A 6,988-nucleotide genomic window follows, 5' to 3' on the forward strand; every position below is an offset into this window, starting at 1 on the left:
CCGTTTAATTGTTTTAATTTGGTTGCGGATTTGGTTTTGAAAGATTGGAGGGGCGAATTCGACATGCTATAATGTGAGCGTGCTTGAGGAATTCAGACAAAACTTGCGAGAACGTTGCGGCATTTTGGGGGATAAACCGCTTGTAGTGGGCGTTTCGGGAGGGGCAGACAGTTTGACGCTGTTGCACCTGTTTTGCCGGCTAAAGATGCCGGTGTGGGTGGTTTACTTCGATCATCAACTGCGCCCAGAATCAAAAAACGAATTGCTTGCCGTTCGTCAACTGGCGGAATTGTGGCAAGCAAAAGGATTTATCTCAGGTCAGGGAGATGTGCGTCGTCTGGCGGAAAATTCTCATATCTCCCTGGAGGCGGCTGCACGGCAGGCGCGATACCGATTTTTATTCGAAACTGCCGAGAGAATGCAGGCGCAAGCAGTTGCAGTCGGTCACACAGCTGATGATCAGGTTGAAACCGTACTGATGCATCTGATTCGCGGGACTGGTCTGGACGGTTTACGGGGGATGGAGTACCGTACCACTTTACAGGAGTTTTCTTCCACAATCTTTTTAATTCGACCCTTATTGAGTTTCTGGCGGACGGAAATTGAGCAATATTGTCGGGAAAACGGAATTCAACCCTTACAGGATGTCACCAATCAAAGCCTTGAATTTACCCGTAATCGCATTCGGCATGAGTTAATTCCTATCTTACAGGGATACAACCCTCAAATCAAGGTCAGAATATGGACGATGAGCCGGGTGGTAAACGATCATTTACGCCTGGTGAAACCTCTTATCGAAAAGGCGCTCGATGAAGTTTGCATGGAACGCAAGCCCGGCGAATATCTGACTTTTTCCTACAGCCGCATCACAGATTTACCCGAAGAATTGCTCATCCCGGTTTTGCGGGATGCGATCAAACATCTTAAACCTGCTAGTGAAAATGTGGACTGGCAGGCGTTGAATCTGGCGGCAAGTGAAATTCGCTCCGGACGCCGGACGGGGACGATTCAACTGGGAGATGGGATTGAAATGGTGTTTTCTCAGGACAGGATTTACATAAAAGAGGAATCCGGGCAGATTTTCGATCCTCACCTGCCATCTATTCCATCGAACGAGGAAATTACGCTCAATGGCGGGGGGGAGATCACACTGGGAGGTGAATGGCTTCTCAAAGCAGAAATCTTTCCTGCTGCGAATCTGCCAGCCCGCTGGAAGGAGAACCCATACGAAGCGTGGCTGGATGCAGATCATATAAAATTTCCGTTGAAGGTGAGGAGATGGAGGCGGGGAGAACGCTTTCGCCCTTTGGGAATGGAGAGCGGCAGCGTAAAGATTGCAGATTATCTAACCGAAAGAAAAATTCCTCGCCTGCTCCGTGCTCAATACCCGCTGGTTTACAGCGGCGATGATGTTGTATGGCTGCCAGGTATGCAAATTGCGAATCAATTCCGGCTTACTTCAAACACTCAACGAGTGCTTCACCTGATACTTGTGCGCTCTTAATTGCTTGCCGGGTTCATCTCGCTGAGCTGCTTCAATTTCATGCTGATTTCACGCCACTGGATTTTGGAAATCCCCAATTTTTGGCGCAGGTGTTCACGGTTCATATCCGACTTCCAATCGCGCAGGGCGCAGGTCCAGCGACACATGTCAAAGGAAAGATGTTTTTGCAGACCGGCTTCTTCTCCAATATCTTCCAGAAGGTATTCAAGACGGCGCGGTGACCAGGGGAAAATGACATCCTTGGGCTGGTATTGTGCCAGATATTCCTGATAGCTTTCTACCCATTCTACGGGGAGTGGAATCTTGCGTTCTTTATAGCGGTTGCGTGGACTGGCGTAGCGTACAAATAAAATTGGGCCGCCCGGTGCCTCTAAATCAATGTGATTGGTTTGAATCGTCAGACATTCTCCCTTTTTGATGCCGGTAGAGAGCAGTAAAAGCAAAAGGGTGTACGGGCGTGCATCCGGTTTTTTTGCCGAGCGGTACGCGTTCGCAACTTCCAGCGTTTTATCCACTTCCTCATCGGTCAAAACAGTTGGGAGAGGGCTGATAACGGATTGCTGAACCACTTTTTCTGCCGGGTCAACCAGAATACGCCCGGACTGATGTAACCAACGAAAGAAAGATTTGATGGAGGTAATTCGTCTGGCAAGACTTTTGGGGCTGCAGGGAACGCCTCGTCCCTGTTGCAGCCAGTTGAGGAAATTGTTCAAATCGCGGGTGCTGATGGCACCGACAGCGCGGTCGGGTGGTAGATATCCGGCCAGAAGTTGCAAATCATTCTGGAAGGCTCTGACTGTGTAAGGAGATTTTCCTTGATCAAGCAAATAAATTTCCCACGAACGGATGGCAGGCAGCAAGGGAGTTTGAGAAGTGATATGAACGGCAGGTGAAGATTCGGAAGACATAGTCCACGATCCCCTTTGTTTTTTCGTATAGCCTATTATTTTATGAGTGTACAACAGAAATCAGGGAAAGTCAAATCTTTTTTCCTGACCACTGGTATTATTTGACCTGATAGGCTTCGTACAGAATTGCCTGAACGCGTTCCTGAATGGGAATCAATACCTGCGCGCCGGTATCGGTCGTATAATGCCAAACATCTGACGGGCCGATGGCAAAACGGTTTATCCGTTCGGGGTTAGAAACCAGTCCGGGTGCAAAGCCAGCCAGTTTTAATGCCAGATCCAGAGGAATGTCTGTTTCAACATTACTGCGAAATTCCTGATATAACTGCGGAGCTTTTGATAAGGCATCCAGGCTCATTAACTTTTTAAAGACCGCCAGCATGACTTCCTGGGCGCGCCGGGTTCGGTCAAAATCGCTGCTGCTATATCGGGAACGGACGTACCATAAGGCTGTTTCACCATTCATGTAGACCCGTCCTGGACCAACCGAACAGTACCCATTCACAGCCTGCGGCAGCTTACAGGTGTCGGTGAGGTTTCTGGCGGTTTCCACTTCAATTCCACCAAGTCGGTCAATGATGTTTACAAACCCCTGAAAATTCGTCATCACATAATGCTCGGGTTTGATCCCAAAATTATTCTGAAAAGTGGCCTGGGTGAGTGCAAAACCGCCAAATTGTTGAGAAGTATTAATCCTTTGCTGACCAACACCCGGAATGTCCACATACAAATCACGCGGAAAAGATACCATGCTGACGGCGCCAGTACGGATATTGACAATGGTCAGAATGATCACATCTGTACGAAAACCGGCATTTGGACGCCAATCCGAACCCAGAATCAGGATGCTGATTGTGTCTTCTGGCTGTACAAGAACGGGAGGAGTGGCTTGCTGTTCTGGCGAAGGGGGCACTTCGGGGGTTGCAATTTGTTCCCCCTCAGGTGTGGGCGTGGGGGCAACCGGCATGAAGGGTGTGGGAGTGGGCGGGGCATTCGGATCCAGGGTCACGATCCGCTGAGATACAGCACGTGGACTTGGCTCGCCAGTAAAATTGGATACCGGCAGGTTGCATGCCGCAGAAATAAAAAATATAAAAACCAATATCCAAAGAATTTTACGCATTCAAATTTCCTTAAGGCGTGACAGTAGTTTCAGTGATAGTCGGCTCAGGCGAATTGGTCACCGAAGGCTCGGGAGTATTCGTTGCTGAAGGTATTAACGTTGGGGTGTTGGTAAAAGTTCCGCTTGGGGTGGGGCTGCTGGGTTGCGGGGTTGGTGGCAGCAGGGTGTTGGTCGAAGTCGGTAGCGGCGTGTAGGTTGCTGAGGGCAGGATCGGCTGAGTAGGTTGGGGTTGTTCCGGAACATCGGTAAAGGTGCTGGTGGCGACATTGGGAACATACAAACGTTGCCCGGCGCGAATAAAATCGCTTGCCAGACAATTAGCCTGTCTCAATTCCCAAACCGAAACTCGATAAAGGCCGCTCAAGCGGGTCAATGTATCTCCCAATTTGACGGTGTATTTTACCCATCCGCGGGGTGGCAGGCATCGGGTGGCGGTAGGGGAAATGGTCAGAGAAAGGGTGGGTATGATTGAAGGGGTGGAGGTGCTCATCGGAGGGATGAAGAGTTGTGCGCCTGCAATGCTGATCTCTGAGGATAAGCAGTTGGCAGCCAGTAATTCCTGTACAGGGATGCCGTATTGGAGTGCCAGCTCTCCAATGGTTTCACCCGCTTGTACCGTATGGACTTGCCAGCCAGCAGGTGGTGGACAGGCGGTTTGTGTGGGAGGCAAGGCAGTGCTGGTGTAAGGAATGGCTGGGGGGGATTGGATCTGGCTGATGGGGGTCAGGTTAGGTGGCGGCAGAGTCGGGTAAAACGTTGGCGTAGGTGGGAAAATAATCTGACCCTCAGAAAGGCTGGCGATCATTGCTCCCAACACGATCAAAGCGAGGACAATTGAAGCAAAAATCGGAATGAAGCCGCGAAATACCTGAGCCATTTAGGAAACCAATGTTTTTGTGCTGAAGGCAGGGGTCTTAACCGGTAACAAGATGCTGAAGGTGGAGGTCTTTTCTCCGTCACTTTCAACCCATATGCGACCGCCATGTGCTTCGACCAGGGTTTTGGCTATCGCAAGTCCTACACCAGAATCGCCAACCCCTCGTATGGGTGGCGCATCGTTCTTGAGGCGGCGGGAAAATACGCGGGATAATTCATCCGCAGCAATGCCGCCCCCTTCGTCGGTAATTTGAAAGAGAACGAAGAGGGTATTTTTCTCACCCTGTTCCATTTTTACTTTCAGGGTAATATTACCTTCGGGTGGGGTAGCGCTGCCGGCATTTTGGAGCAGGTGGATCAAGACCTGATGGAGCGCATCACGGTCGGCATAGAAGGTTGGTAAGTCGGGTGGAAGCTCCATCAGTAAGTTGATCTCTTTTTCGCGCAGCAAATCGGACATATCGGTGATGGCATGGTCGAGCAGGGTCTCAACATCGAGCGGCTGAGGAGCCAGATCAATTGGGCTGATGTTGAATACGGATGTTTGCAATAAATCGTCCAGCAGTGATTGCATACGATCAGATGAAGATCGGATTCTTTCGAGGAATTTCCGTTGTTGGGCACTCAGGCTGCCGGTTGATTCATTGATTAACAAATCTGTATAGCCGATGACGGACGAAACCGGCTGGCGCAGTTCCTGAATGATGGATAGTATGGCTTCGGTATCTTTGATGTTGAGATTTGTGCTTTGTCCAGCGGAGGACTGCATTTCCACAATCCGCATGTTGGCATTGGCAAGGGCATTTTGCAAACGCGCAACTTCTTCAAGAGCCTGTCTTAATTCCTTTTCGAGGTGTTCCACTTCGGTTGATGAAGCAGGTTTGCCTTTGAGATCGCGCAATGCATCTCGCAGAGTACGATTTTCATTTTCCAATCGCTGAATGGTTTCCTGCGCTTCGCGCTGAATGGCAAGCAAACCGGCGATTTCCAGTGCAGGATCGCTGATGGATGGCAATGAGCCTGGGGTTTCTACTGCAGGCACACGCGCTTCAGCCAGTTCCTGTTTTAAGGCTTTGATTTGCTCCTGATTAAGTCTTAATTGTTCCTGCAAAGCCTGGACACTGGACTCCAGATTCTCTTTTTGAGTAAACTGCAAAAATAGACCGGAAAGCTCTTCGGCGATGGTGTTCAGGAGGACTTGTTCTTCAACCGTCCATTCACGTTTTGAGTAAGGGGTGAACAGCAGGATTGCCCGTTTTCCATTTGTAGAGTCGGGGATAGGCGACATAAGAACATGTCCCGGTAAAGCCAACCCCACTGCTTTGGTGAGAGAGAGTAAGTCTTGTACTGGTGATTCGCTTTCGGCGATGAGTTTAAGGGGTTTGCCTTTTTGTAGAGAACTGGTGATAAGCGGGCAAAGTTCACCTTCGATCTGAATTGGGGATAAGGGCTCGTCCCGAATCAGGTCATAGCCGGCTTCCAGAAGTATTGGGCGGTATGGGTTTTCCTGTCTGACGAGAAAGGTTAAATCCGATGAGAAAGTTTTACCAATCGCGGTAGTCAACAGGGTAATTATTTCCGATGATGTTCTGGCATTGGTCAAATGCAACCACGGCATAATGATTCGGCTATCGGTTGGTATGGATCGGGGGGATTGGGGTTCTGCCTTGACTTCCTGCTGCTCTTGAATGGGCATGTGCGCCGGTAATAATGTTTTTGCCAGGGATGGCAGCAAAGGGAAAGCACACATCAATGCCAGCCGCATCGTCGCTGAAAACTCATTTTCGTTTTGCAGGTTGGAAAGGCTGGCAACAGATCCGGCTAACACGATGAGGAAAAACGAGGCGCCAATTTCCCAAAACTTTTGCTTCCGAACGAATAAAAACACGAGTGAAAGTCCGGCGATGAGCAGATTTGGCAGAGTCCAGATCCATTGAAATGGGATATTAATGAGCGGATTGACCTGGAGGGAAAGATCAACGAAAAAGAGAATTGCGGTGAACAAAAAAAGCGCAATCAAAGCAGCATCTGCTTTTTGAAGGGCTTTTGAAAAATTCCACATCCAGCTGACAACAGCCAAAGAAAGAAGGGTTATCGCTTTATCTAATGGCAAGAGGATTGCCGGATTGGAAATGAGTTTTTGCCAGACCAATGCACTGATTAAGAAAAGGACCATCTGGCCCAACAACAGGATGAGAAATCCACCGATTAATCGCCGGGCGACCCCTGAATTTTTACCCGTACGGATTATGGCTGTGGTTTGTAAACCGGTAAGAATTGAAAACAACAGGATGAGATGGTAAATCAGGTTTCCCGGAGGTTGAGTGAGTAAGTTGAAAATTTGAGTAATCAGGGTATTATCCATAGGCCGGCTTATTCAGAAGAGATTATAGCATGCTCAATTGAGGTGGACAATTTATGTTCGAGGGGAATTGTATTCCCAACCTGAAAGCATATGGCTTTCTTAAAGTTCCTTGACAATCCTAAAACTTTGTATCGAAACTTGAATTGTGGCAAAACGAACCCCCACCCACCTCCCCCAATATCGCCAAAGCGATATTGGGGGAGGCGCAGGAG

General features: G+C 49.1%; 5 protein-coding genes. 1 reads left to right on the forward strand and 4 read right to left on the reverse strand.

What is annotated here, in order from left to right:
- The first annotated feature begins 103 nt into the window (after positions 1–103).
- The gene (gene tilS / locus ACWIZX_RS04465) at positions 104–1,504 is read left to right on the forward strand and encodes a tRNA lysidine(34) synthetase TilS (protein WP_322792221.1); all 1,401 of its coding nucleotides are present in this window, start codon (positions 104–106) and stop codon (positions 1,502–1,504) included.
- Here the strand turns inward: tilS and ACWIZX_RS04470 are convergent.
- The 4 genes from ACWIZX_RS04470 to ACWIZX_RS04485 all read right to left on the reverse strand — a co-directional run bounded on the left by ACWIZX_RS04470 (position 1,501) and on the right by ACWIZX_RS04485 (position 6,776).
- A complete protein-coding gene (locus ACWIZX_RS04470; RefSeq protein WP_322792222.1) occupies positions 1,501–2,412 on the reverse strand; it encodes a tyrosine-type recombinase/integrase in 912 nt (303 codons plus the stop codon). The two genes, tilS and ACWIZX_RS04470, sit on opposite strands and share 4 nt — an antisense overlap.
- A gap of 97 nt (positions 2,413–2,509) precedes the next feature.
- Positions 2,510–3,535, reverse strand: a complete 1,026-nt coding sequence (locus ACWIZX_RS04475; protein WP_322792223.1) for an LCP family protein — start codon at positions 3,533–3,535, stop codon at positions 2,510–2,512.
- Between the two features lie 10 nt (positions 3,536–3,545).
- Entirely contained in the window at positions 3,546–4,412 is an 867-nt protein-coding gene (locus ACWIZX_RS04480) for a LysM peptidoglycan-binding domain-containing protein (RefSeq protein WP_448334929.1), read from the reverse strand.
- Positions 4,413–6,776: an ATP-binding protein gene (locus ACWIZX_RS04485; protein ID WP_448334930.1), complete on the reverse strand. Its 2,364-nt coding sequence runs from the start codon at positions 6,774–6,776 to the stop codon at positions 4,413–4,415. It lies immediately after the preceding gene.
- Positions 6,777–6,988 lie beyond the last annotated feature (212 nt).

The organism is Bellilinea sp. (assembly GCF_053501535.1).

What these genes read in the sequence shown, in the direction of transcription:
- ACWIZX_RS04480 (WP_448334929.1), bottom strand. Translation starts at nt 4,412, where the DNA reads ATGGCTCAGGTATTTCGCGGCTTCATTCCGATTTTTGCTTCAATTGTC.
- ACWIZX_RS04485 (WP_448334930.1), bottom strand. Translation starts at nt 6,776, where the DNA reads ATGGATAATACCCTGATTACTCAAATTTTCAACTTACTCACTCAACCT.
- ACWIZX_RS04475 (WP_322792223.1), bottom strand. Translation starts at nt 3,535, where the DNA reads ATGCGTAAAATTCTTTGGATATTGGTTTTTATATTTTTTATTTCTGCG.
- ACWIZX_RS04470 (WP_322792222.1), bottom strand. Translation starts at nt 2,412, where the DNA reads ATGTCTTCCGAATCTTCACCTGCCGTTCATATCACTTCTCAAACTCCC.